Raw genomic sequence first — 23028 nt, 5'->3', positions numbered from 1 at the left:
ATGACTTCAATGAAACGAATTATGGCTTTTGCTCTGGCCGGCATAACCCTGACCGGGTGCGCGACCACGACGGAAGTAACCGGCCCCACGGTGATCAGCTACGATCACGGTGCACTGGACACCTTGCTGGAGCTGGGTCTGGAAGAAAAGGTTGTGGCCATTCCACACCAGAGCCTGCCGGATTATCTGGTGGGTCTGGGCAAAAGGTTGCCGGACGCAGGCGGTCTCAAGACACCCGACCTGGCATTGGTCACGGATCTGAAACCGGGATTGGTACTGATGACCGGGCGCCAGGGCGCGGAAGCCCTTGCGTCCTTTGCGAAGGTGGCTCCAGTACGTGATGTCACGCTGGAGGGGGACGGTCTTCAGGCAGCGGTGAATGACCGTGTGCTCAGCCTGGCTGGCTACTACGGCCTTGAAGAGGCGGCTGGCGCAGAGCTGGACGCGCTCTGGCAGCACGTCGAGGCGCAAAAGGCGACCTTGGCTGACGCAGGTACCGTTACCGTGGTGACCCATAATAACGGGAACTTTTCACTCCGGCAGGAAGCATTAGTCTACGAACTGTTGGCATTGACGCCAGCGGCTGTACCAGACAGTGTGCAACCGGTGATGCGTGGCGAGCGTACCTTCTATCCGGTAACAGCCGATGTTCTGGTGCAAATGGCGCCGGATACCCTGCTGGTGGTTGATCGCAGTGCCGCGATCGGGGATGAACCGCTGGCGCCGGAGACGTTGAAAGCTTCGTTGGCAGAGGCTGGTGTGTCTACCGAAGTCGTGGTGCTTAACCCAGGCCTCTGGTACCTGTCCGGTGGCGGCTTGCAGAGCGTACGGCTGCAAGTGGACGAAGTGGTGAACGCGGTGCGGTAACTTCCGCGCAGCAGAATCTTAAGGCCTGCCGGCAAACGCCGACGGGCCTTTTTTGTTTGCGCCGCTTTGGTCAATAATGCTCGGCTATGAAACTGATCCTCAGCAGAAAAGGCTTCGACAGCTCCGCAGGTGGCTGTCCCAATCCGGTCTTCCCGGATGGCAGCTGCCTGGCGCTGCCCATTCCGGACGACCAGTCGCCCATTCGCTACAGCCAGGTCCGGCACCATGGCGAAAGCATTGGTTCGCTGGTGTCGCAGTTGACGGGGCAGCGGGCGTTTTCCAGACGTGGTGCGCATCTGGATCCGGATGTCATCGAAAGCGCCTATCCCCGGCTGCCAGGCTGGCGCCCGGTGCTTGGCCAGCATAGTTCGGCCCAGGCGCACCTGGCCAATCATTGCATTGGTCCTGGTGATCTTTTTCTGTTTTTTGCGCTGTTCCGACCGGTGGAACGTTATCGTAAACGATGGCGCTTTGTGCCAGGTAGCCGACCGTTTCACGCTGTCTGGGGCTGGTTGCAGGTGGCAGACGTCTGGCCTCTGGGTGACGTGCCGTCAGTACCGGAGTGGGCGCACTATCATCCACATCTGCATGGCGAGCGATCAGTACGGAACTGTCTCTATGTCAGCGGCGACAGGCTTCAGATTCCAGGCTTGCGTGAGGATTTGCCAGCCGCCGGTACCGTGCAGGCTTTGTCAGACCAACACCGGCTGACCGCGTCCGGAGCTGCAAAGGTCACGGACTGGCGCTTGCCGGCAGCCTTCATGCCCCAACCTGGTAAGTCGCCCCTGAGTTATCACCACAATCCGGAACGCTGGCGCCTGGAGGATTCCGGAGAATACTGCCGCTTAAAGTGCGCGGCACGTGGTCAGGAGTTTGTCCTGGATCTGGAGCAGTATCCGGGAGTCAGTGAATGGTTGCTGACCCCGGGACTGCTCTCTTAAAAGGTGGTGCTTAGCAGGTAGGCCGTATAGCCCACGAAGACGGCCAGCAGCCCGGCACCTTCGACACGATTGATACGCCCAGGCCCGCGAAATCCATAGCCCAGCACAAACAGGGCAAGGGTAAGGCCCACCATCACTGGAATATCCCTGATCAATACTTCATTGGCCACCGCCATGGGGGCAATGGAGCCGGCAATACCCACCACGGCCAGGGTGTTGAACAGGTTGGAGCCCAGAATATTACCCAAGGCCAGATCATGCTCGCCCTTGCGGGCCGCAATGATAGAAGAGGCCAGTTCCGGCAGGGATGTGCCAATAGCCACAATGGTCAGGCCGATCACAAGGTCACTGACGCCAAAGCGAGTGGCAAGATCGACTGCGCCCCAGACCAGAATACGGGAGCTGATAATCAGCAGAACCAGCCCCACGACCAGCCAGAGCATCGCCTTGCGAATGGGCATGGGATGAGTGGCAAGCTCGGCATCCATTTCGGTGGCGAAGGCATCATCGGTTTTTCTCATGCCAGACCAGATACTCCAGCCCAGCACCAGCGCAAACAGCACCAGCAGGCCGGTCGCATCCAGCCGGCTGAGTTCGCCGTCAAACAGCAGCCAGGCCGCCGCCAGGGTAACCAGGGCCAGAATCGGCAATTCCTTGCGCATCACCTGAGAGTGTACGGCAATGGGGGCAATCACGGCGGTGATACCGAGAATCAGGGCGATGTTGGTGATGTTGGAACCATAGGCATTACCCAGCGCCAGGCCGGGGTTGCCCTGAGAGGCAGCCAGCGCGGAAACCACCATCTCCGGTGCCGAGGTGCCAAAGCCAACCACCACCATGCCAATCAGTAAAGGTGGCATTCCGAAATGGCCAGCCGTAGCGGCCGATCCTTCAACAAACCGGTCGGCACTCCAGACCAGAAGGGCAAGGCCGGCAAGAATGGCGAGAGATGCAATCAGCACGTTGTTGGCTCCCAGGTTGATGTCGGAGTATTTGACGGCAATCGCAGTGGCCGCACAATTACACAGAACTACCTATCAGCCAATGGCAATTCAGGCTCTCTTGAAACTGGCCAGGGCCACCGCTGCGGTCACGAACAGGCCACCAAAAACCCGGTTCATTTGCCGTTGGCGCGCAGGGGTGGTCATGAACCGGAACAGCTGGCTGGCGAGAATGGCATAGCCTACCATCACCAGGATATCGACAAAGATCAGCGTGGCCCCCATGGTGGCCAGTTGAGGGCCATGGGGCGCGCCCGCCACCAGAAACTGAGGGAACAGGGCAATCAGGAAGATGGTGGCCTTCGGGTTGGTGAGGTTTACCAGAGCTCCGTTCCAGAACTGCTGTCGTGGGCTGAACCCGGACAGGTCCGCTCGGGTTGCCTCAATGGGTGGCTCCCGCCATTTCTGGATGCCGAGCCAGATAAGGTAAACCACGCCAATCCATTTGATCACTGCCAAAGCAGTATTGGAGGAGGCGACGATTGCGCCCAGCCCGGCGCCTACCAGCACGATCTGTGCGCCGTAACCGAATTGCTGACCGGCAATGGTGGGCAGAGATTTACGCACCCCGTAGCGAAGCCCGCTGCTCATGGAATTCACCGCGCCGGCACCAGGCGAAATACTGATAAAAACAGCTGCGACCAGAAAGGTCAGCCAGACAGTGAGTGTCATTGCTTACGCTCTTGCTGAATCCGAAGATGTTATACTAACCGCCACAAAACACCGGCCAGAAGAGGAGACTGTGACATGGCCAGAAAACGGGCGAAAGCCACGCAGCATAGTGCTGTGCAACGGGAATTGAGAACACCAAAATACCAGATGCGTGTGGTTGAGGACAAAACCAAATACAAGCGCAGCCGGGACAAGACGGTTCGGTCGGAGGGCTTTCGCAAAGCCGCGTGAAAGTGGTTTTACGAAAGCCTTTCGTGCCCTCCTATCCCGGACAGTTGTTGCCAATCGCCGCTTACCGGTTGTCATAAAAGCTTCATGAATGGCCGCTGGGTCGCTGTTATCCTGTAGTGTTTACTGACATGGAACACGGCAGGAGCCGCACAGGATGAGAATCATCGCCTTCTACAGCCCCAAGGGCGGGGTTGGAAAGACCGCCGCTGCGGTCAACACCGCTTATCTGGCCAGCCGGGACAATCTGAGGACCTTGCTCTGGGATCTGGACCCACAGGGGGCATCCAGTTTTTACCTTGCCGGAGCGGAGCCCGTGAAGGGCCGGAAACTCTCCAAACTGCTGGAGGGGAAATCGCCTATTGCCCGCTTTATTCACGAAGACGTTTATCCCAACCTGGATTTTATCCCCACCCATTCCAGCTTTCGAAATTTCGACATCAAGCTCGAACAGGAGCACGGTGGCAGCGCGCTGAAAGACCTGTTGGCGCCTTTGTCGGAAGACACCAGTCTGGTAATTCTGGATTGCCCGCCCACGTTATCCCGGCTTACCGAGCAGGTGCTGGATGTGGCTGACAAGGTGTATGTACCGGTGGTACCCACCTGGTTGTCCCTGAACAGCTGGGATCAGTTGAAAGACTTTGTAAAAGATAAAAAACTCGGTGTTAAGAAGCTGCGTCCGTTCTTTTCAATGGTGGATAGGCGTAAGAATCTGCATCGGGATCTGTTGGCAAGGGGAACGGAGCTGCTGACGAATCCGATGCCGGTCGCCGTTCCCTATGCCAGTGTGGTGGAACGAATGGGGGAGGAGGGTCAGCCTCTGGAACGATTGGCGCCTCGCAGTCCCGCAGCCGAGGAATACCGGAAAATGTGGCAGGCGATTCAGGCCGATCTTGGTCTCAGCCGGAAACGAATGCTTCGCTAGTTTGTTCAGCCTTCAGGGAAGGTTGCTCACATGTACAACGTAGCTTTTACTAAGCCGATCATGCAGTAGCCGGCCGCGCAGAAACGCATTGACCAGCCAGATGCCTTTCCAGAGCAACGCGGTGGTCACAACGAATGTAAAAATGCGCCCCAGGCTGTGGCGTTTTGATAGCGGCATCAGTTCGCGATTGACCACTTTGAGCCCGAACAGTTTTTTCCCGGGGGTGGCCTGCCAGCGTGACCCCTCGAAGAGCAGAGCCGCCAGTGGGTAAGTTGCCGGAGCTAAAATCCATAGAGGCAGGCCCGCTTTACCCGTAATGGCGGTTAACAGGAATTGGCCAACGGCCAGAGCAACCGCTATGGCAATCGTATCCAGTGCAAACGCCAAAGCCCGCATTCGGTAGCTCGCCACTGGGGTACCTTCAATCGGTGGTGGTGCCGCGGTGCTACGTCCGCCCCGGATGAACCGAAAGATTTTTTCGCGGGGGATGGGGCTGGCCGGGTCAATATCCGTCTGTGGGGGCGGTTCGGTTTCAAGTGTGAGCTTTGTGTTTTCGAGGGACTCGGGTTTGTTCTCCGTGTTGTCGAAAAAAGGCTTGTTGTCTGGAGGAGGCTCATTGACCTGAAGTGGTTGCTCTCCCGCAGGCTGACCCGGGAATGGGTCAGCGTTTGGCGGTGGCGTGTTGCCAGAGTCATTCAGCGGTTGAAACAGTTTTGATGCCGCAGAGGGTTCTTCTGGCGTCTGTATCGGCTCTGGCGGTGCCGGCTCATCAAACTTGGGAGCCGGGTGCTGGTTCTTTGGTTGTGCGCTGGCCAGTGCCTCTTTGTAGGCCTGGTGCAGGCGCTGGAAGGCTTCAGGGTGTTCGTCGGGCCGGGTCTGTTTCAGAAGCCTGGCATAGGCTTTCTTGATGGCCCGGACATCGTCGGTTGATTCCAGCCCGAGCTCAGACCAGGGCCACATCAGAACCAGTGCTCGCTTTCCAGCTGATCCAGCATGTCTTTCATATAGGCCTGTGCTTCCTCTATCTCATGAGGAAGCTGCCGGTCCAGAGCGTAATGAAAGCGATCTAGCAATTTGCCAACAAACTCTCGCCGGTGGTCCAGACTCGATTCATAGAGGCGCTCCGCCCTTGCTACGAGCATCCGGTTTTCTTCGCCGTCCCGGGGGTGGAATTTGAGCCCGGCGAGTTTAGCTCTGGCGGCCTCTTTTTCAGCGTCACTGAGAGCTCCCGGGGCACGTTCTATAACCAGTTGTTTGTTCACCCCGGTGGAGACCACTGTAACATCCACTTCCAGAATGCCGTTGGCATCATAGCTGTAACGCACATCCACAGCTTCAACGCCTTTGGGGCCTTTTGGTACCCGGACCTTTATCTCACCCAGGAATATGTTCTTGTTTATGTTCGGGCTTTCGCCCTGGTAGACCTTAACACCCACCACCGACTGGTTGTGGCTTGCTGTATAGAGTCTTCGAACGATACTGATTGGAACCACGCAGTTGCGTTCAATGATCGGAAGGTAGCTGAGTTCATCGACATAGGGTTCGTTGAAGGCAGCCGTACCCAATGTGAACGGGCAGACGTCGGTCAGCACGATATCGTCCAGGGCTTCGTCCCGCATTACCAGCCCGGCCTGAATGGTGGCGCCCATGGCAACCACGGTGTCCGGATCAATATGGCAGGAGGGCAGTCTGCCGAACATACGCCCGACCATGGCGCGGAATGGAGCCAGCCGGGTTGACCCGCCCACCAGGATGACATCGTCTATGCTGGATACGGGTATCTTTGCATCACGCAGTGTTCTTACGATAGGTGCCTTGGCGCGTAGCAAAAGTGGGGTGCAGATTTCGATAAACCAGTCCTGGGTTACCTCGAATTCCACCGTTTTCTTCCCAAGCGTCAGTGTGAGCGTTTGGCCCGGCCCCAGCTTGCGTTTCGCACCCTCCATCTGGAGATACAGGTTCTGCAGATCAAGGGGTGGAATAGCTTCCTGGGACAGGCCGTTGCGCGCCAGCACATCCGCCACCATGACGTCGACAAAATCCTCGCCACCCAAGTGGTTATCACCGGCGCTGGCATGAACTTCCATAACACCGTCAAAATATTCGAGCAGGGAGACGTCGAAGGTGCCGCCACCAAAATCCAGAATCAGGAACATACCTTCCTGCTTTTCATGCAGACCATAGGCAATCGCGGCGGCTGTGGGCTCGTTAATCAGTCGCTCCACCTTCAGGCCGGCAAGCTCTGCCGCTTGCCGTGTCGCCTGGCGCTGATTGTCGCTGAAGTAGGCGGGAACGCTGATGACGGCGCTGGATACCGGTTCTCCGAGAAAGGCCTCCGCGTCTTCTTTAAGAGACCTTAGAACCAGCGAAGACAGTTCCGTCGCGTTGAACCCCATGCGGCCAAGAAAAACGGTATGGTCCGTACCCATCAGCCGTTTGAACGTGGCCACGGTACGATCGCTGTGATTGATCAGACGTTGCCTGGCGCCCCGGCCGACAAGCAATTCGTTGTTGGTGTCAAGGCTGACCACGGAGGGTGTCAGGATTTCGCCAAGGCGATTGGGAATTAGTTTTACGCCGTCTTTCGTCCAGACGCCGCAGGCACTGTTGGTGGTGCCAAGGTCGATACCAATGGTTGTCATTGTACGTCCATGTTCCTTTATAGTGGGCTGCCGAATTCAAATCGGCAGGCTGTGCGCTCGCTGTATCCATCAGGCCGAGCGTGGCAAGGACTGGAAAATTATCGAATCTACAGGCGGATGACAACCTGTTACTGACATAACGGAGAACGGATGGGCACTCTGAATACTTTGCAAATCGACACCGGCGACAACCCGCAAACCAGCATCATCTGGCTGCACGGTCTTGGCGCCAGCGGTCATGACTTCGAGCCGGTGGTTCCGGAGTTCCGGTTCTCGCGGGAGCAGCCCGTCCGTTTCATCTTTCCCCATGCACCGGAGCTGCCGGTTACCATCAATGGCGGAATGGTGATGCCGGCCTGGTACGACATTCTTGCCATGGATGTCGATCGTAAGGTTGATGCCGAACAGCTTCGCGCGTCCGCAGCCATGGTGGCAGTGCTGATCCGGGCCGAGCGGGAGCGTGGTGTTGCCAGTGAAAACATTATCCTGGGTGGTTTCTCCCAGGGCGGTGCGGTGGCTTATGAGCTGGCCCTCAGCTATCCGGAGCGTCTTGGCGGCCTGTTTGCGCTGTCTACTTACTTCGCTACGGTTGATACCATTGAGCTGAGCGAAGCCAACCGCAAGTTGCCGATATTTATCGGCCATGGGCGCTTCGACCCTATTGTGGCCGAATCACTTGGCCAGGCGGCACTTCGGAAACTTCAGGATCTCGGGTACGAGCCGGAGTTTCAAAGCTATGGGATGGAGCATAGCCTTTGCCTTGAAGAGGTAAGAGACCTGGACGCTTTCCTGTCTCGGCTCACCTCGGGAAACCGCTAACTCGGACAGGGACTCATCTTCCCCGTTCTATTCGCTGGCGGACTGGTCGGAGCTGTCGGATTCCGAGCGTCCTTTGCATTTAGGCTGAAGTTCTGCCTCCAGCCAGCGGCGCACCTCGTTTCGGTCTTTGCGCCGATGTAACTGCTCGCTGTGAATGTTGTGGGGGAAGATTTCCGGTTTGCCGTTGTGGCGCAGGGTGAAGCTTCGGCGCACACCTACGGGGTAAGGGCTTGGACCATGAATCACGGCTGCTCGGATTTCCACCCCGGTAATGTCCTCGAAAAGATAGTCGCTGTCATCGTCCTCGCTCTTCTTGCCGAGAATGACATTCCGGAACGAGCCCAGCACAAGATAGCCACCTGACGGCACCGGGCCTTGCCTGAGAGCATCCTGTACGTTGGAGTCATCCGGTGCGACGCGCTCGTATTCGGTAACGGTCAGGGTTTTCTCGTCTCCGGCCCGGGTATGCAGCACTACCTGTACACACTGCACGTGAACCGTTTCCTGCCCCATATTCACCAGCAAACACAGTGCATCCGGGTTCTCGTTCTGGGCATGGTGGATGACCAGATAGGGGCGGTTATTTCGTTTGTATTGCAGGAAAAACAGCTGGAAATAGACAATCCAGACAGCCGCCATTACGGCGCTGCTGATTGGGCTGATGTAGTCCATTGTGGTGGCCTCCGGTTCCTTTTGAGGAACTAACTTAACAGCCAGCCTGTCCAGGGTTCAAAGAAGTGGATTGTGACAGTCTGCGGAACACGGGAAAGGTCTTGAGGTGTGTCAACGCAGCGACACAAATCCTGCATACACTGACCGTGACGTATCGAAACCGGTCCCTTGCCTGAGTACCTGAAGAGGTTTTGCCATGAACCCACACATGCTCGATATCGCACTTCCCGGAAACCCGAACCTGAAACTTCAAGAAGTCGCTCCTGACAGTGATGATCACAGCACGACCCATGAGAAGAACACCTCCTTCGAAATGATTGCCGAAGATGGCCAGGTGGTTGGTTACGTTAAGACCTGGCATGAATCCGACGGTTATTCCGGCTATGTTCAGTTTGATTCCGAGGGAAATGTTCTGGACTGGAAGGTGCTCCGGGATCGTCAGTAAAACTGAACAATTCCTGCAGAAGCTTGTGTTATCTATCGCCTGGCGCTGAGACTAGACTGATCAAGACTACATAACGGCGTGAACCGGTTTTGCCGTACGGTTTGCGCGGTAGATCGGTCTATTCAGCAAAAGGAAGCGTGCCATGTCCCTCAAGTTACAGACAATCATCTGCAGTACTCGCCCCGGCCGTGTCGGCCCAGCCATCGCTGAGTGGTTCAACGGTTTTGCCAACGAACAGGGTGCTTTTAACAGTGAGCTGGTGGATCTGGCGGATTTCAACCTGCCGGTTTATGACGAGCCCAATCACCCGCGTCAGCAGCAGTATCAGCACGAGCACACGAAAAACTGGTCGGAGAGTGTGTCCGGCGCGGATGCCTACGTGTTCGTGCTTCCGGAGTACAATTTCTGCCCGCCGCCTTCGTTCATGAACGCGATCAATTACGTCTACAACGAGTGGAATTATAAACCGTGTGCCTTTGTCAGCTATGGCGGCGTCTCTGGCGGGCTTAGGTCTGCCCAGATGGCAAAACAACTGGTGACCACCGTTAAAATGATGCCGATGGTGGAAGGCGTAATGGTGCAGATGCCCTGGGAACTTCTGGACGAGAATCGCAAGTTCCAGGCGACTGAGCATCATACCGGATCTGCCTCGACCATGCTGACAGAGCTGGCCAAGTGGGCCGAGGGAATGAAGGCCATGCGCTGAGTTACTGAGCGCTCTGATTCCCGATCATTATTTGCCACAATTCGAGCATAAAGCTTTCGGGATTCTACCTCCGTTGGTCGTTTATGGTGAACGCATACCTAACGAAAACGGAGGTGAACCATGAGCACAGTAGAGCTTATCGAACAGTGGCTGGAGAAGTGCGACCAGGCACATCAGGCGCAGACACGCTACGACCGGGACCCAACGCCGACCAACTATTCCCGGCTTAAAAGAGCTCAGGAAGAGCGCGGTGCGGTGGAGCGGCGAATGGCTCCGTTGGCGGGGGTGTTGGGGTGAGCTTTATTGGATAGAGCACGTTGATGGCGATGTCATCCGCCATGAGCAGGAACCCAATATAGGATTTTTGCAACGCACGGGGATTTTCCTGTTGTCGATACTGCCAATTGAGTGGCTGCTTTGAATAAGGAAAAGACAATGAACTCAGCTGTACATCTGGGCTTTGCGCTGTCTCTGGTGCTTGGCGGGACTGCTGTGGCCCAGCAAACAACACCGCTGTCTGCGCCGGACTCCACTCCAGATGCCCTTGGCCTGATGCAGGGTTTTCCTCCGGCGCCCGACAAAACGATTCGTTTCACGGATCCGGACTATTTTGCCTTTCCAAAGCTGCGCTGGACGGTCTGTCATTTCCGGGAGCTGATGCCGACGACGGCGGTTCGTAATGGCAGCGAAGGCGCCAGTGAGCTCACTCTGCACAGCGCAATGTCCGTCACCAAGAGCCTGACGGGGCTTCTCGGCGAAGTTCTGGTGGCGGAAGGCAAGCTGGATGAAACCGCTTTGGTGGGAGACATCATTCCCGAACCGGCGCGCAGTGCATTCGGTGATGCAACGGTTCGCCAGGTTCTGGATATGACCACCGCAGTGGACTATTCGGAAGACTATTCTGATCCTGATGCCGAAGTCTGGACCTATGCCAGGGCCGGGAGCCCGTATCTGGTCAAAGATCGGGGCAGAGCGTGAAGCGTTTTATACCGTCGATTCCATAGGCACTCCGTTTGCCGGCGGCGGATTCAACGCCACGTTGCGTGATATGGCCAGGATCGGTCTACTCGTATTGAACGACGGCAAGTGGGCAGGGGAGCAGATTATCCCCGCCCAGGCGATTGCCAGTATTCGCAATGGTGCCGATAAAGCCGTGTTTGCAAAAGCCGGATATGAACTTCTCGATGGCTGGAGCTATCGTGGCATGTGGTGGATCAGCCACGACGACCACGGGGCGTTCGCGGCGCGCGGTGTGCATGGCCAAACGATCTGGATTGACCCTGCTGCCGATATGGTCATCGTCCGCTTTGCCTCCAACCCGGTTGCCGGCAATGCGGCGAATGATCCGACTTCCTTGCAGGCTTACCGGGCTGTGGCGGATTATCTGATGAGTCAGGAGCGCGGTGCAGGGCCAGCGGGAAGGCCTTGATGGCGCGAAGGCGGTGAGCGATGAGGCAGTCGATAGGTTGTGATCTGGTAAGCCAAACTTGAGTAATGCACCCCTCGTGTTTAGTATTTATCGCAACACGGCCCCAATCGGTGGATCTGCTCTGCAGTTAAGCTGCTGCGGGGTTTTTTTATTGCCTGCGTTTTCGAAAGGGTGCGGTCAATGCCCAAGTTTTAATAGTCTGTCCTTATCGTCACTTTTTCTCTGAAAGCACTTCCAAATAGCCGGTGATTACCTGTCTCATGGCGGATTCTGCCTGCGACAATGACTGGAGAGATATTCAGCTCACTTGCCAGCTTTCGGACCGAGGTTGCGAGAGTAATCTCACGAAAATCAATGTTGTCGGGAAGTAAGGCTAGCTGTGCGAGGGCGTCGGCTTGCTGTTCTTTGTCATCCCCGGACTCGGCATCCAGATTGTCGATAAACCACGCCTCGCTGCCATCAAGATGCAAAGCCACATGGGCAAGCTCGTGCATCAGGGTAAACCAGAAATTATCGAGCCTTTCATGCCGGAGAGTGAGCGCGATAACTGGGCTGTCATTGGTGCCCACGCAGACGGCACCGTCAAGATAAGTCTTGGGTAAATGCGGTTCAATAACGAGGTGAATGCCTGCCTTTTCAAGATACTCTCGCGCGAGTTCTGGCCCTTTGTCAGACCATGAGAGCCGGCTGAGATTCTGCATCCATTCCAGAGTGACCGTGCCTTTAACGTATGTGCAGGGTAGCTGCCGTTCTGCGGCCTTCTGCAAAACCCTTGCCTGCCACGCCCATAGTGCATAGGGATCGCTGACTTTTTCGTTAGTGCGCAGATGTGCCGTGGTGCGCAGCAGTGCCGGTTCCAGGTCAAAGCCACCTCGGACACTTCTAAATAAACGAGTCAGCCACTCCGCCGCATATTCTTTCAGTTCCGGTAGCGAGTCCTCGAAGCCTTCAAAATAGCTGCGCTTACGCATTTCCGCGAGGGGGAATGCTTGCCAGTCGATTGCCCTCTCACTTGCGGCTTCCTGAACGGGCTCCTGTACCAGGATGTCCGCCGGTATGCCCAGACCATGGCTCAGCCTGCGAATCATGTTCAGGCTGAGGGGGCGGACACCATTCAATACTTCGCTAACTTTGGAGGCTGAACCGATAAAGGGAACGAGATCTTTGTTCTTCAGCCCCTGCTGCTCCATACGGAAACGGATGGCTGATACGGGGTCGGGAAGGTCAATGGGGAATTGGCGCTGTTCATACTGATCGATCAGCATCGCCAACACTTCAAGTTCGTCAGCTTCCCGGGAACCCTCTTCTGGATCAGCCTCCATCAGTGCCATAAGGCGCTCCAGAGCAGCCTCATGCTCTTCTGGAGTTTTGATAATTTTCAGATGGTCCATGATGCCGTTCCCTCAAAATGTTTTCTTGCTGTATTCAGCATGTGTTCCAACCCACTCCACCACGACGATACCGTTTTGATAGCGCACCTTAACAACTAGCCGGAAATGGTTGCCCTTGATATTGAAGATAACCCGGTTATCAGCGAGAAAGTCGGCACTGGAGAATCGATCCTTGATATCTTGTGGCGTTTGCCAATCACTCCTCTCCGCTTCGGCAAACCATGCTTCAAGGGCCTTGCGTGAGGAAGCGTGTTTGCGCATAAAGTCGGTCAGCTTGTTCCTGGCTAAGACCTTCATGGGATAAGAAAGTTCCTTTTTCGGGAATTTTACTCAAATTTCCCAAAATGGGAAATAACGTATGGGTATATAAACCAGATTGGTTGACGAATCATTCGGTTGTTTGCCGTGGTTCTGATTTCCTCAGGGGTAACGCTTGCCTAATTAGTGTGCACCCCTTAACCTTTCGGTTAACACGACCCCTGCCTCTTGGTTCCGACAGGAACTTACGCGGGGGTTCTTATTTTCTACCTCCCCGTGTTACCACCAGCTTTGCCAGTCCTCCGGTAGTCCTATATCCATTCTCGATAGTGCCCTTTGCGAGTATTGCGCCGGGAACGTCTGCAGATGGGGAAGCCGTCAACGTTACTGCTGAACACGAAGGGAGCATCCAGTGCATCGCTGTATGCCAGGGCCTGCTGCATGCCATCGCCAAGGCTGTGGTTGTTGTCCTTGGCCTCAATGATGGCAATGGGCATGTTCTTCTTGTAGCTGAGAACGTAATCCGCCCGGCGGCGTTTGCCACGGGTGTGCAGCCTGCCACGCACGATGATGCGGCCAGCGGTGAACGAGACCTCTTCCCGCACTTGGCTGTGCATATCCCAGCCTGCATTCTGCAGGGCAGGGTTGATGTACTTGGTGCAGATGTCCCGCTCTGTGAGCTTTTTCTTGTCCATGCGCTCGCCGCCGTTACTTCTTGATTGCAACCATCTGGTTTTGCGTGGTTTTGCGTGGTTTTGTGGCTTTAGGTTAGCCCATATTGTTAGGTTGCAGAAGGTTTGTGTAGTTGATCACGCATGGCGCTTGCATTTCTTTAGTCGCAAGAGGTATTTTCCTTAGCGCTCAGGAGAGCACAGGGAAAGATAAGCGGACAAGGAAATGGAATTGTGTCCTACCAGTTATACGTTACCGGTGGCTACGGCTTTACCGAAAGGGTTTTGCCGTCGCTGCTACACCCTTCCGACGCGGTGTCCATCGCACAGGACTATTTTTCACGCGGTTACCAGGGCGCTCACATAGAGCCACCTCCGGATGGGGGCTATCGCGCCCTTGAGCAATCATCCAGCAGTGAGCGCCAGGCAATACTGGATGCCTTGCAAAGCGGCCAACTGGTTCTGGGCCGCCTGGATAGCGCAGCCTTTGGCATTTTCACCGACCGCACAGCAAGTCCAGAGCACCTTCGCTCGGATTTGCCGGCACCCCTGGCAAACCGTTTGCGAGACCGCTGGCCCTCTGGAGCCATTGGCGGGCCTGCTGTCCGATCCGATTCCCTGCATGCGCCAGCCACTCAAGACTATCCGCTTATACCGGAGCCGGTCGCGGAGCCCGTGCCAGGCCAAGGCCCCTACAGCCTGACCATTGAGTATCGTTGGCCCGATGGCACCGGTGTAGCGAACCTACCTTTTGAGGTGGGTACGGACCTCGAGAGCGTGACTGGAGTTCTGGACCATCGAGGTGCTGCTTCGGTGGAAGGGCTGAATGGCCGGTTTGCAACTGTCAGGCTGGGCTCAAGCGCTACGGATGATATGGTCCGGCAAGAACGCAAGGTAATCATAGCCGGTCTGCAACGCCTGCTGGAGCAGGAAAGGAAGGACACCGAGGCCCGGGAAACGGTCTACCAGCAGATGCCTCGCTATGAAAAAGCTCTGGTGAACACCGGAGCTGTGTTTCAGGGCGCTTATGATGCAGGGATTGGTCTGTTTGATTTTGTGGTTGGCGTTAGTGATTTGGCGCATCCAACCAAAGCGCTGATGGATGGGCTCAAATCGGCATGGTCTGCAAATCAAGGTAACGGAGCCAATAGCTGGTACGAAAGCTTCAACAGCTTGTATGACGACAAGCGTCGGGAGCGTTGGGTGCGAGCAATTGGGTTCTCGCCCTCCGACATCAGCCGGGAAGACATTGCAAAAGCCTATGAGTTGGCCAGTCTGGTTATGACGGATGCTCAGCTAAGCGCTGCTCTGAAAGACTTTGTAACCGATTATGCCGCCATTCAACATCACACTGAGTATGCCTACATTGGCGGAGCGATAGCGTTTGAGCTGGTATTGGCTGGTTTGCTGGCGGCAACCACATTGGGAGCGGGTAATGCAGCGCAGGCATCCAGCCGTATTCGCCATGCTCGGATTCTGGCCGGGCTCGGGCCGGCATTCGGGCGATTTGCCGAGGCCCTTAAACTCCAGGGGTTGCGCAAGATCTGGCGCGATTTCGACCTGAACAGGAAAAAACGTTTTGAGGCTGAAGCATCACCTCGTCCAAAGGGCGTGGACCCCGATCCCGTCCAGCTAAGCACTAGACCAGGGAAAGTGCTGCCCAGGTCCTTTGGCGAGGCAAAGAAGCTTTTAGCTGATGCGCGAAATTCCATCATCGCCAATGGCAAGGCCCCGTCGCCCAAGTACACGCAGGAACAACTGCATCACATCGCTCAAGAGGGTTTTGCAGACGAGAAGTTCATTGTCCGCTTGGTAGAAGAGCCCCATGTGCATCGAAATGGCCCCCACAACGGAACCTTGGGTAAGGAAGGTCCGGCCGGTGTGCAGGTCTGGTCAACGAGTTTTGATCAGATAGCTCACCTGGATACAGATCCCAAATTGATCACTGAAGCGATGGGTGTGAATTACAAGCCAGATGCCAAGTACAAGCTGGCCATCATTGATCAGGCGGACGCGGTTAAGTATGCGGATGCTGAGACGATTGTTCCCACATACGGAAATCTCACGAAGTTTGTTGAGGAAAAGTTGCCGGGAAAAGTTGAAAATCCTGCTTTGACGAAGGAGGTTATGACGCCGGAATATTCGCGGGAGTATGAGGCGCTGATCAAAGAGATGCCGGAAGACGCTTGGAGTGATCCCTTGGGCAGGGCAAGGTACTTGAGGCGAAAAGGACTTAATGCAGAGGAAGGTAAAGCCTTCGACACACGCTTTAGCATTCAGAGCAACACGGGGGCCAATGAACACTATACCGGTAATGGACTGACCAAAACGATCAGCTCTACTGTAGACCAGCCGGTGTATGGCGCCGTTGAGGCATTCAGTCTACACAAGAGTCCTAAAACCTTCCGTCAGATGACCGGTATGGACGGCGGCACTCAGTGGGTGGAGCTGGTGGACCTTGAACCGATTAACTTTGGAGCTTAATGATGGCGCATCCGAAACTACCTGAGTGGCCAATTATCGACCCAAACAATCCTCCAAGTGAATACCTGGAAGTAGCATGTGTAATGGACCCAGAATTAACGTCGGCCCCGTGGCACTTCTATGTGTCGGGTAACCATTTGCTTATTGTTAGGAAAAAATGGGTTCAATTTGACGAAAATGATCCGGGAGAGTTTGTTTCAGGCCAATATGAGTATCCCATCGGAGCTGCTCGCTGGTTTCTGGAAACTCTGGACCGTTTTTTCTTGGAGCCAGATCATCCAAATGCCGTTCCCCGTGGCGCAATCACAATAGAGGAAGACGTTGACGGGGAAAGGCTGGGTGTTACCCGAGGTGCGCAATATGGCAGCGTATTGAAGGGTATACCAGGATATTCATTGGATAACCTGAATCGTTTTGAGCACACCTCTTTCGGCCCCAGTACAAACTGGTGCCAGATGTTCAAAATGGGTGATCCGTGGTTGTTTGAGCACGGTTTGCTAGACGTATTCAAAGATATCGCCGAGCGTCACGAACGGGGCGAGTTTTGATAAGCGGCTGATCGGCAGTGTGGCGATTTATCATGGGTCGAATTCGCCGCTTTAAACGGATGCAGTATGAGGCTTAAGAATGGCATATCCTAAGTTGCCTGAGTGGCCGATCATAGACCCTGACAGTCCTCCGGAGGGCTATGTAAAAGTGGCTCATCACGAAGATAAAGATCGGAATAGTATTCCCTGGGATTTCTTTGTGTCGGATGGATATTTGCTGTTAGTCAGCAAGGAATGGATTCAGTATGGAGGCAAACCGGGCAGGTTTATTACCGAACAATATGAGTATCCTATTGAAGTCGCTCGCTGGTTTGTAACGACTATTTCTCGTTTCTTTCTGGAGCCAGGGCATCCGAATGCGGTACCTCGAGGTGAGATTACCATTGAGGAGAAGGTTGGCGGGGAAATCCTGGGCGTTACCCGGGGGGCTCAGTACGGTAGTATCCCTAAGTCGATTCCTGGTTACTCGTTAGATAACCTTAATCGCTTTGAGCATACGTCTTTGGGACCCGACGACAACTGGTGTCAGATGTTCAAAATGGGTGATCCGTGGTTGTTTGAGCAAGGCTTGCTGGATGTCTTCAAAGATATCGCGGAACGGCATGAGAAAGGTGAGTTCTAGAAAAGGGTGGACACTTCGTGGACACCAGAAACAACAAAGCCCGCACAAGGCGGGCTAAGTCATTGAATTCATGGTGCCCGGAGGCGGCACTCTCACCCCAGTAATGACGGGGGGCCCCGAGCAATTGTCGTGATTTTGTCGTGACTATCGGGCGACTGGTTTCATGCTTCTCGGATCTGGGGGCGAACAGCCGCTTTTTGAACCCGGCAATTGCGATGTCATCAAAAGCCCGGGGGCAGGTCAAGGGCATCTATTTCTGGTTGGTGAACTCATGGTGGCAAACTGTACGCTATGAGAGGGCTGGTTGCAGGCAAAAAGGCTTGCGCTAGCGGGCGTGTTGCTATTCACGTTCGGCCGCAACCGAACCGAAAATGAACTACATCCGCCTCCACTTCAACTGAGGCGTCATATCGGTCTTTGCTTGAGCCGCCGGCGCTGCTCATTTGACCGTGTGAATACATTGATCGCAAGGTCGGGAAGGGTAAATATACTCGCCAGATGACGATGACCGCAGATGCGAGTGCTCGATAATTAAACAAAAGCGAACATTCGGATCGCCTCAGATATCCTCGGCTCTTTCTGCACTGGTTGGACGCTTGGTCATTTCTCAAGAACCCGGCAAACGATCAAGTGGACTAGCTGTACCAGCTCTTCGATCGCCAATAATGTGGGTGTGGCTTTCAGTCGTCCGAATATCGCCGTGGCCGAGGATTTCCTGGACCGTTCGGATATCACTTCCCGATTTCAGCAGCTCGGTGGTTAAAGCGTGGCGAAAAGAATGAGCCGTAACCGGTTTGGTAATTCCGCTCCCTTTCACGGCCTGCCTTAATTGCCGCGCGTATGTCGAATGATGAAGGTGATATCGGCACACATAGCCTGCAATTGGGATAACGCGTTGTGTTTAAGATGGGAATAGATATGGCCAGTCAGAGTTTTTCGTGACCGAGCAGTGCCTCTATCTTCAATACCGCTTGGGTCTTGAAGAGAAGAACCGCAGATTCCAAGCAAATCGATCCAAAAACGCACCGTCCCTGGTGCCAAGACGCAAATGAAACTCTTTATGTTCAGCCGTGGCTTTCGGAGCGTACTTCGCCACGTATAACTATCTGGCCGCTGTACGGGGATAGCTCAGAGAAGCCACTCTTTGCAACCCGATCCTGGATTTCACCGCGAATTACGGTTTGGCCACTATAAGGAGCCGGCTGAGCCGGCTCGGAGCGGGGCTCATCGGATTTACGGTCTGCCAAGGTGGCGTTAGCGGGCAGGGCGGCGGCGGCAAAAAGTGAAGCCAGGGTGATCGATACAAATTTACGCATAACGTTATCTCCAAAGTTCGATAGGTTGATGCTCATACCGGAGTCGCCAAAGGACCCGATATCAGATGGAGCGAAGTATGGAGTTGAAGAGAGACAACGAATAATTCCCAAACGGTATGCAATACATCAATTTGGGTGATGGGCACAGCTAGATCAGCTCAAAAATGCACGCAAAACTACTTACCCATAAGTATCGATGATGTTTTGAATACCGACGCTTGATTAGTCCTCAGCGCCAGTCAATCGAAAAATAGCGCCAACTTTACCGACACACTTTTCGGAGTTGGCTATGAATTCTCGTTTTCTAGTACCGATGCTCTTGGTCTCCCTGCTGGCATTTACCGCGCATGCCGAGTCCTCAGACTCGGTGATGGCTTTGTCTACGGATAACGATCTCTTCGCTCCAGCGCAGACAGATCGGGATTACACTGCTGGCGTGGCCATTACCTATTCCTCGAATTCAGAGGCATTCGTAAACAACCCGGTTTCGAGTTTCAGTCAGGGGCTGGACGGGTATGTCCTGCCATACCTGGGGGGCAAGGGTGAAAAGCCAAAAAGCGCGGCGCTCGAGTTTGGGGTTTATGGCTTCACGCCCGAGGAGATCAAAGAGTCGGCCATTGACCGGAACGATCGCCCGTACAGCAGTCTTGTTTACCTGTCGTCGAGCCAGAGCTATCAGGCACTGAGCGCAAAATCGGGCTGGACAACATCGATGACCGTAGGCGTGCTGGGGCTGGATATTTTCAAATCCGGCCAGAATGCGGTTCACAAGGTCGTCGGTAGCGACCGTGCTAATGGTTGGGGCCACCAGATTTCCAACGGCGGAGAGCTGACTTTCCGGTATTCCGCTGCATACCATCAATACCTGGATGCGAGTCAGCCGAATCAGCAGTTCAAAGTGACGTATTTCGGTTCAGCCGGGTACCTCACTGAATTCGGCGCGGCCCTGGTTTTCAGGGGCGGTCTGATCTCATCACCCGATAACCGGTTTAACCCCGAATTGATGGCTTACGGTGAGCGCGCACCTGGGGTGTCGGTACCTGGTGGACGGGAGAATTATTTTTGGGGCGGAATGTCAGTCAAAGCTCGCGCCTATAACGCGTTCTTGCAGGGACAGTTTCGGGATTCGGAGCATGAGCTGAATGCCGATGATTTGAACATTCTTTTGGCAGAGGTCTGGGCTGGTTATACCCACGGTTTCCTGGCTGGTATAGAGTTGAGTTACGTACTGCGAGTGCAGAGCTCCGAGATTAAGAGCGGTACCGGGAACCGCACGCTCGCTTGGGGCGGCCTGGTCTTTAGTAAACGCCTGTAAGCGTTAAGGCACTCATCATCCTGAGAAATAGGATCTATATGGCCCCGCAATTAGTTTTTATTGTTCCAAGCTCACATTCTTACGATCAGACGCTTCCAACAAGGAGATTATCTAATGAGTCAAATTATTCACGTAACAGACGTGAACTTTAAGCAATCCGTGGTCCAGAGTGATCGGCCAGTCTTGGTGGATTTTTGGGCCCCGTGGTGCGGCCCCTGCAAAACAGTTACGCCGATGCTGAAGGAAATTGCTGATGAGCTGGGCGATCAGTTAACCATCGTCAAAGTGAACGTGGACGAGAGTCCGGAGATTGCTGCCAAGATGCGTATTCGGAGCATTCCGACTCTTGCTCTTTTTAATGAGGGCGGTGTGATTGCACAGAAAACAGGTGCCGGAAGTTTGAGTGAATTGAGAGCCTTTGTTAAAGGTAACTTATAAGTGCATAGCACAAGCCTCCTGCTTGGGAGGCTTTTTGCATCTCGGGAAAAGTCTGATGAAAACCCAAGAACTTCAACTGTTGTACGTGTTCGATGCCATCATGACAGAGCGTTCAGTGACTCGCGCGGCCGATCGTCTCGCGATGACACAGCCGGCAGTGTCCAATGCAATTTCCAGAATGCGTCAGATTTGGAATGATCCGTTATTTGTACGCAAGGGCAGGAACATCGAGCCAACCTCCTATGCCTTGAGTCTCTGGGATCAGGTTAGTGATCCTTTGTTTGCTCTCACCAACGCGGTCAGTGCGACACAGTTTGATCCAGGAACATCGAAACGCAGGTTTCGAATTGCAGTAACCGATATGTTCGTGGAGTTGGTCTGGCCTCAGTTGATTAAACTGCTTGAGCGTGAGGCGCCGGCAGTGGACGTCCATGCCGTTCCGTACACGCCGGAGGGAACGCACCATGATCTCAGGGAGGCTCATGTTGATCTCGCTGTAGGTGTTCTCACTCAGCACGACCATAGTCTACGGAGTACTTGGTTATTCGAAGGTGGGTATTTGCTCGCTATGCGTGCAGACCACCCGCTTGCCGGAAGACCCATTACCATGGATGAGTTTCTGAGTGCCCGTCACCTGCTTGTAACAATGTCTGGGGATGCGCACGGGTTCGTCGATAGTTATCTGGATCAGAAGGGACATAGCAGGCGTATAGCATCGACGGTAAACCATTTTTCGATTGTACCGAAGATATTGCGAGCGTCAGACTTGATTGCGGCAGTACCCGAGTTGATCAGTCAGGATTGCGGTTTTGTGAACGGGTTGTGGATGGGTGAGCTTCCTTTCAGCGTCGATCCCACCAGCCTGTATCTAATCTGGCATGCTCGGCACGATCGTGATCCCGGTATTGTCTGGTTGCGAACACACGTTGAAAGGCTTCTTCAAGAGCGCTGGCATGACATCATGACCAAGTCCCCATGCAGTCGCCTCACCTCCAAAGCGATTGCATAGTCAAAGCATTCTATCGATCAGAGCCATGTTTGCCGGAAGACTGTTTGATTGATCAGGGCGGTCCTTAAGACCGCCCTTTCTCAACTGGTAACGGGAATAACGTTTGTGCTCGAGGCATCAGAACATTACGCCAACTTGTACACGCCGCCCCTGGCAATAGCCGATTGATAAGCAGGTCTGGAGTGAAGTCGTTCAAGCCAGGCTTGCAGATTGGGGCGCTGGCTCAGTAATTGAAACGACTTGGCAACTTCACCAATAAAGCTCATCTGAATGTCGGCGGCACTAAACGTATCGTTCACCAGATAGCTTTGTCCTTTCAGTGAGTTTTCGATAAAGCCCAGATGGTTGTCCAACTCGCTATTGATCCGCGGGTGTAGGGGGGCGCCATTGTTGCCAAGAGGATCAACGTAAATTTTCAGGAGCAACGGAAGCATTGCTGATCCTTCGGCATAGTGCAGCCATTGCACGTATTGATCATATTCCTTGGTGGTGCGGGGCGGCTGCAGATTAGCCCCGTCATAGTGCCGGAGGAGGTAGTCAATAATCGCACCAGATTCATGGATGATGGTTTGCCGGTCTTCAATGACGGGAGATTTGCCCAATGCGTGGATCTGGAATAATTCCTGTGGTGCCAAGTGGGTATCAGGGTCTCTTTTGTAGCGTTTAATATCGTATTCGAGGCCCAGCTCTTCGAGCAGCCAGAGAATCCTCTGCGAGCGTGAGTCATTTAGATGATGAACAATAATCATAGTTTCCTTCCGTTTATGGTGTATCCAGATTGCTTCACTAGTTACGGAGGCTGGGCGTGAAATGTCTTAATGTTTTGCACTATAGACGACTGGTCTAATTCTGGCAAATGCTGAGTTCAGAGGCGACCATTCAGGGTCGCGGTAAAGAGGCTGGATAGAGTAACTGGCTCTTGGTGAAGTGTGACCTATTGACAACTAGACAATTGGTCTAGTGCGGCCTAAAATCGCCCCATGGAATCAAAAACAGTTTCTCACGATGTGCGAAAGCACGTTCTTAAAACGGCAGAAGTCATCATCAGTGGTAAGGGCTTCAGTGCTGTCGGATTAAATGAAATTTTGAAAGCCTCTGGTGTTCCCAAAGGGTCTTTCTATCACTACTTTGGGTCTAAAGAGGCTTTTGGTGAGGAGCTACTGAAAAGCTATTTTTCTGAATACCAGAGTTCCCTGGATTCGTTGTTGTCCCGCCCCGGCATGTCGGGGGCTGAGCGTCTTCTGAGTTATTGGGAATCCTGGTTAGAAACGCAATCCACGTGTGACCCCAAAGGCAAGTGTTTAACGGTTAAGCTTGCAGCCGAAGTTTGCGATTTATCGGAAGCCATGCGCAACGTATTAGCCAGAGAGACTGGCCGGGTTATTGCCAGACTGGCGCAAACCGTCGAGGAAGGAATCTCGGATGGGTCTCTGCCAGCCACACTTAACCCCAGAGGAACGGCTACTACTCTTTATCAGCTTTGGTTAGGCGCCAGTCTGCGTGGCAAGATCACCCGTGACCGGGAGCCGATGGAGTCCGCTTTGGAAGCGACCAAGGTGTTACTGGGCCAAACCTGACTTTTTTTGAACTGAAACTATACGACCGGTCTACTTATTTTTGGAGGAAATG

25 protein-coding genes and 2 pseudogenes are annotated in these 23028 nt (G+C 54.3%); 16 read left to right on the top strand and 11 right to left on the bottom strand.

The genetic code is table 11. From position 1 onward, the window contains the following. Nucleotides 1–867 carry an ABC transporter substrate-binding protein gene (locus ACF8YQ_RS15030; RefSeq protein WP_396621864.1) on the top strand — a complete coding sequence of 289 codons (867 nt, stop codon included), beginning with the start codon at nucleotides 1–3 and terminating at the stop codon, nucleotides 865–867. An 86-nt stretch (nucleotides 868–953) separates the two neighbouring features. Further along, nucleotides 954–1808, top strand: a complete 855-nt coding sequence (locus ACF8YQ_RS15025) for a hypothetical protein (RefSeq protein WP_396621863.1) — start codon at nucleotides 954–956, stop codon at nucleotides 1806–1808. Here ACF8YQ_RS15025 and ACF8YQ_RS15020 read toward each other — a convergent pair. Both ACF8YQ_RS15020 and rhtB read right to left on the bottom strand, forming a co-directional pair. Continuing rightward, nucleotides 1805–2770 (bottom strand): calcium/sodium antiporter, encoded by a 966-nt coding sequence (locus ACF8YQ_RS15020; protein WP_396621862.1) that lies wholly within the window; start codon nucleotides 2768–2770, stop codon nucleotides 1805–1807. The genes ACF8YQ_RS15025 and ACF8YQ_RS15020 overlap by 4 nt on opposite strands. A 90-nt stretch (nucleotides 2771–2860) precedes the next feature. Then, entirely contained in the window at nucleotides 2861–3481 is a 621-nt protein-coding gene (rhtB, locus tag ACF8YQ_RS15015) for a homoserine/homoserine lactone efflux protein (RefSeq protein WP_222179426.1), read from the bottom strand. Between the two features lie 75 nt (nucleotides 3482–3556). On the opposite strand from rhtB, the gene ACF8YQ_RS15010 reads away from it, so the two are divergent. Continuing rightward, nucleotides 3557–3712 (top strand): hypothetical protein, encoded by a 156-nt coding sequence (locus ACF8YQ_RS15010; protein WP_022990772.1) that lies wholly within the window; start codon nucleotides 3557–3559, stop codon nucleotides 3710–3712. A gap of 154 nt (nucleotides 3713–3866) precedes the next feature. Further along, nucleotides 3867–4634 carry a ParA family protein gene (locus tag ACF8YQ_RS15005; protein ID WP_396621861.1) on the top strand — a complete coding sequence of 256 codons (768 nt, stop codon included), beginning with the start codon at nucleotides 3867–3869 and terminating at the stop codon, nucleotides 4632–4634. Between the two features lie 12 nt (nucleotides 4635–4646). Here the strand turns inward: ACF8YQ_RS15005 and ACF8YQ_RS15000 are convergent, their stop codons facing one another. Then, nucleotides 4647–5594, bottom strand: coding sequence for an RDD family protein (locus ACF8YQ_RS15000; protein WP_396621860.1), 948 nt, complete (start codon nucleotides 5592–5594; stop codon nucleotides 4647–4649). Beyond that, nucleotides 5594–7276 carry an Hsp70 family protein gene (locus ACF8YQ_RS14995; RefSeq protein WP_396621859.1) on the bottom strand — a complete coding sequence of 561 codons (1683 nt, stop codon included), beginning with the start codon at nucleotides 7274–7276 and terminating at the stop codon, nucleotides 5594–5596. Before ACF8YQ_RS14995 ends, ACF8YQ_RS15000 begins: the two co-directional genes overlap by 1 nt. 150 nt (nucleotides 7277–7426) lie before the next feature. Between ACF8YQ_RS14995 and ACF8YQ_RS14990 the strand changes: the two genes are divergently transcribed. Further along, nucleotides 7427–8095, top strand: a complete 669-nt coding sequence (locus tag ACF8YQ_RS14990) for an alpha/beta hydrolase (protein WP_396621858.1) — start codon at nucleotides 7427–7429, stop codon at nucleotides 8093–8095. 27 nt (nucleotides 8096–8122) lie between these two features. Here ACF8YQ_RS14990 and ACF8YQ_RS14985 read toward each other — a convergent pair whose 3' ends face one another. Continuing rightward, nucleotides 8123–8767, bottom strand: coding sequence for a hypothetical protein (locus tag ACF8YQ_RS14985; protein WP_396621857.1), 645 nt, complete (start codon nucleotides 8765–8767; stop codon nucleotides 8123–8125). 196 nt (nucleotides 8768–8963) lie between these two features. Here ACF8YQ_RS14985 and ACF8YQ_RS14980 point away from each other — a divergent pair, with 196 nt between their 5' ends. The 4 genes and pseudogenes from ACF8YQ_RS14980 (at nucleotide 8964) to ACF8YQ_RS14965 (ending at nucleotide 11347) form a co-directional block, all read left to right on the top strand. Further along, nucleotides 8964–9212 (top strand): hypothetical protein, encoded by a 249-nt coding sequence (locus ACF8YQ_RS14980; RefSeq protein ID WP_031210043.1) that lies wholly within the window; start codon nucleotides 8964–8966, stop codon nucleotides 9210–9212. Nucleotides 9213–9354: 142 nt separating this feature from the next. Continuing rightward, complete coding sequence (locus ACF8YQ_RS14975) at nucleotides 9355–9918, top strand: NADPH-dependent FMN reductase (protein WP_396621856.1); 564 nt, start codon at nucleotides 9355–9357, stop codon at nucleotides 9916–9918. A 120-nt stretch (nucleotides 9919–10038) separates the two neighbouring features. Continuing rightward, nucleotides 10039–10215: a hypothetical protein gene (locus ACF8YQ_RS14970; RefSeq protein WP_396621855.1), complete on the top strand. Its 177-nt coding sequence runs from the start codon at nucleotides 10039–10041 to the stop codon at nucleotides 10213–10215. Between the two features lie 138 nt (nucleotides 10216–10353). Further along, nucleotides 10354–11347 (top strand): annotated as a pseudogene (locus ACF8YQ_RS14965) (serine hydrolase domain-containing protein). A 191-nt stretch (nucleotides 11348–11538) separates the two neighbouring features. On the opposite strand, the gene ACF8YQ_RS14960 reads toward ACF8YQ_RS14965, so the two are convergent. The 3 genes and pseudogenes from ACF8YQ_RS14960 to ACF8YQ_RS14950 form a co-directional block, all read right to left on the bottom strand. Beyond that, a complete protein-coding gene (locus ACF8YQ_RS14960; protein ID WP_396621854.1) occupies nucleotides 11539–12738 on the bottom strand; it encodes an ImmA/IrrE family metallo-endopeptidase in 1200 nt (399 codons plus the stop codon). Between the two features lie 12 nt (nucleotides 12739–12750). Beyond that, entirely contained in the window at nucleotides 12751–13035 is a 285-nt protein-coding gene (locus ACF8YQ_RS14955; protein WP_396621853.1) for a type II toxin-antitoxin system HigB family toxin, read from the bottom strand. Between the two features lie 314 nt (nucleotides 13036–13349). Then, a pseudogene (locus tag ACF8YQ_RS14950) lies at nucleotides 13350–13691 on the bottom strand (type I restriction enzyme HsdR N-terminal domain-containing protein); the annotation flags it as partial. Between the two features lie 261 nt (nucleotides 13692–13952). Between ACF8YQ_RS14950 and ACF8YQ_RS14945 the strand changes: the two are divergent. The 3 genes from ACF8YQ_RS14945 to ACF8YQ_RS14935 all read left to right on the top strand — a co-directional run bounded on the left by ACF8YQ_RS14945 (nucleotide 13953) and on the right by ACF8YQ_RS14935 (nucleotide 17321). Beyond that, nucleotides 13953–16151 carry a hypothetical protein gene (locus tag ACF8YQ_RS14945; protein ID WP_396621852.1) on the top strand — a complete coding sequence of 733 codons (2199 nt, stop codon included), beginning with the start codon at nucleotides 13953–13955 and terminating at the stop codon, nucleotides 16149–16151. Continuing rightward, nucleotides 16151–16699, top strand: a complete 549-nt coding sequence (locus tag ACF8YQ_RS14940; RefSeq protein ID WP_396621851.1) for a hypothetical protein — start codon at nucleotides 16151–16153, stop codon at nucleotides 16697–16699. The genes ACF8YQ_RS14945 and ACF8YQ_RS14940 overlap by 1 nt, the downstream gene beginning before the upstream one ends. Nucleotides 16700–16778: 79 nt before the next feature. Further along, nucleotides 16779–17321 carry a hypothetical protein gene (locus ACF8YQ_RS14935; RefSeq protein ID WP_224851318.1) on the top strand — a complete coding sequence of 181 codons (543 nt, stop codon included), beginning with the start codon at nucleotides 16779–16781 and terminating at the stop codon, nucleotides 17319–17321. A gap of 607 nt (nucleotides 17322–17928) precedes the next feature. Here ACF8YQ_RS14935 and ACF8YQ_RS14930 read toward each other — a convergent pair. Both ACF8YQ_RS14930 and ACF8YQ_RS14925 read right to left on the bottom strand, forming a co-directional pair. After that, nucleotides 17929–18192 (bottom strand): tyrosine-type recombinase/integrase, encoded by a 264-nt coding sequence (locus tag ACF8YQ_RS14930; RefSeq protein WP_328798077.1) that lies wholly within the window; start codon nucleotides 18190–18192, stop codon nucleotides 17929–17931. A 193-nt stretch (nucleotides 18193–18385) separates the two neighbouring features. Beyond that, on the bottom strand, nucleotides 18386–18637 hold the full coding sequence (locus ACF8YQ_RS14925; protein ID WP_206853207.1) for a hypothetical protein: 252 nt from the start codon (nucleotides 18635–18637) through the stop codon (nucleotides 18386–18388). Between the two features lie 289 nt (nucleotides 18638–18926). On the opposite strand from ACF8YQ_RS14925, the gene ACF8YQ_RS14920 reads away from it, so the two are divergent. The 3 genes from ACF8YQ_RS14920 to ACF8YQ_RS14910 all read left to right on the top strand — a co-directional run bounded on the left by ACF8YQ_RS14920 (nucleotide 18927) and on the right by ACF8YQ_RS14910 (nucleotide 21399). Then, nucleotides 18927–19952, top strand: coding sequence for a lipid A deacylase LpxR family protein (locus ACF8YQ_RS14920; protein WP_206853205.1), 1026 nt, complete (start codon nucleotides 18927–18929; stop codon nucleotides 19950–19952). Between the two features lie 114 nt (nucleotides 19953–20066). After that, entirely contained in the window at nucleotides 20067–20390 is a 324-nt protein-coding gene (gene trxA / locus ACF8YQ_RS14915; protein ID WP_224851316.1) for a thioredoxin, read from the top strand. A 55-nt stretch (nucleotides 20391–20445) separates the two neighbouring features. After that, nucleotides 20446–21399 carry a LysR family transcriptional regulator gene (locus ACF8YQ_RS14910; protein WP_206853203.1) on the top strand — a complete coding sequence of 318 codons (954 nt, stop codon included), beginning with the start codon at nucleotides 20446–20448 and terminating at the stop codon, nucleotides 21397–21399. Nucleotides 21400–21524: 125 nt separating this feature from the next. Here ACF8YQ_RS14910 and ACF8YQ_RS14905 read toward each other — a convergent pair whose 3' ends face one another. Further along, complete coding sequence (locus ACF8YQ_RS14905; protein WP_224851315.1) at nucleotides 21525–22148, bottom strand: glutathione S-transferase; 624 nt, start codon at nucleotides 22146–22148, stop codon at nucleotides 21525–21527. Between the two features lie 231 nt (nucleotides 22149–22379). Here ACF8YQ_RS14905 and ACF8YQ_RS14900 point away from each other — a divergent pair, with 231 nt between their 5' ends. Next, a complete protein-coding gene (locus ACF8YQ_RS14900) occupies nucleotides 22380–22976 on the top strand; it encodes a TetR/AcrR family transcriptional regulator (protein WP_110651750.1) in 597 nt (198 codons plus the stop codon). The last annotated feature ends 52 nt before the right edge of the window (nucleotides 22977–23028 follow it).

Source organism: Marinobacter sp. W-8 (genome assembly GCF_044342215.1).
GTDB classification, from domain to species: Bacteria; Pseudomonadota; Gammaproteobacteria; order Pseudomonadales; family Oleiphilaceae; genus Marinobacter; species Marinobacter nauticus.
The sequence above is the reverse complement of the archived record's forward strand: the minus strand, read 5'-3'. Positions and strand labels throughout refer to the sequence as shown.